Here is a 1,448-nt window from a genome sequence, read left to right as displayed (position 1 = left end):
CCTCCCCTCGCTAATGCTGGTGTGCCTTCTTTGATAATGCGATTATATTTACCTTGATGAGCGATCATGGTTTTTGCTCCTTTTAGTAAAATAGTACTATTGATTCTTCGGGAGGCTTCCTGTAATCCTTGCAGTCGATCGAGATTTAAGTCAATATCAGGGAATAAACGTCTAAATTCTCCCTCATGGGGGGTTAAGATGGTGGGAGATTGACGTTGTGATAAAATCCGTAGGTTATCTTCTATTAAGTAGTTAAAACCATCGGCATCGATAATTAATACCGTAGGAGTTGCTAAAATTTCTGCTATAGGAAAACAAGGTATTTTTTCTCTGGTGATACCCATTCCTAGCACGATCGAACTATACTTAGAAAAATCGATCGAGGGTAAAGAAGAAAAATCCATAACTCCTGTGGTTGTCTGTGGAGTAGCAATTACTAAAGCCGAAGGAATGTGACTATTAATCAACGGTTGCAAAAACTCAGGTACAATCATGGTTAACATTCCCACACCACTAACATTAGCGCCATAACCTGCCAATAAACTTGCACCGCCATAACGTTTTGAGCCACATATTAACAATACATTTCCTTGACGATATTTGTGGGTATTCACGGCGCGAGGCAAGGGTAAAACCTCTTTCACTTTTTCCCTCGTTATCACCTTAACTATAGGAGATTGGTTGATAATTTCCGTGACTATATTGTTAGGGATACCTATATCGATTTTGACTAACTTTCCCGTATATTCCCAAGCAGGTGACTGAAATAAACCCAATTTCCATAACCCTAAGCATAAAGTTAGGGTAGCTTTAATGGCAACTCCTAACACTTTTCCTGTGTCGGTATGGATACCCGAAGGGATGTCGATACTAACTACAGGCTTTTCCCATTGATTAATTAAGGCAATATCTTTCGCTAAAGAGTTGGTAATGTGACGATTTAAACCAAAACCAAACAGACAATCGATAATAACATCACAGTTTTCTAATTCTTCCACAGTAGTCACAAAAGGCAAATGCAAAAACCTTGCATACTCTAAATGTTGCGCCGTTAAATCTTTTGACTTGTCTGCTAGAGGGGTATATAACTTGACTTCGTAACCCTTTAACCATAATTCCCTAGCAATAACTAAACCATCTCCTCCATTATGACCACAACCGATGATAAATCCTACTTTTTGATATTGACTGAGGGGATATTCTTCGATAATTTTGTGACTGGAGAATAAACCTGCTTTTTCCATCAAACTAGCAACTGGCATTCCTTGTGCAAAGATTTTATTTTCAATATCTTGCATTTGTTTAGCCGTAACCACACAACACTCTTTATCTTCCATAATGGGCGAAAATAAATTACTTTCAACATTTTATCGAAATCTCGATCGAATACCGCTTTCTTCACTTTTGTTTTTTGTGTTTGTTAAGAAAGTCAACAAATTAATTATTTT

General features: G+C 37.5%; 1 protein-coding gene. It reads right to left on the bottom strand.

What is annotated here, in order from left to right; translation table 11 throughout:
- Nucleotides 1–1,337 (bottom strand): NAD(P)H-hydrate epimerase (locus ACN4EE_RS23330; RefSeq protein ID WP_431708899.1); only part of this gene is annotated, 1,337 nt, incomplete at its 3' end.
- Nucleotides 1,338–1,448 lie beyond the last annotated feature (111 nt).

This window comes from Geminocystis sp. CENA526, assembly GCF_050753365.1.
GTDB lineage: Bacteria > Cyanobacteriota > Cyanobacteriia > Cyanobacteriales > Cyanobacteriaceae > Geminocystis.
Note: the sequence above shows the minus strand (reverse complement) of the source record. Positions and strands in the feature narration are given on the sequence as shown.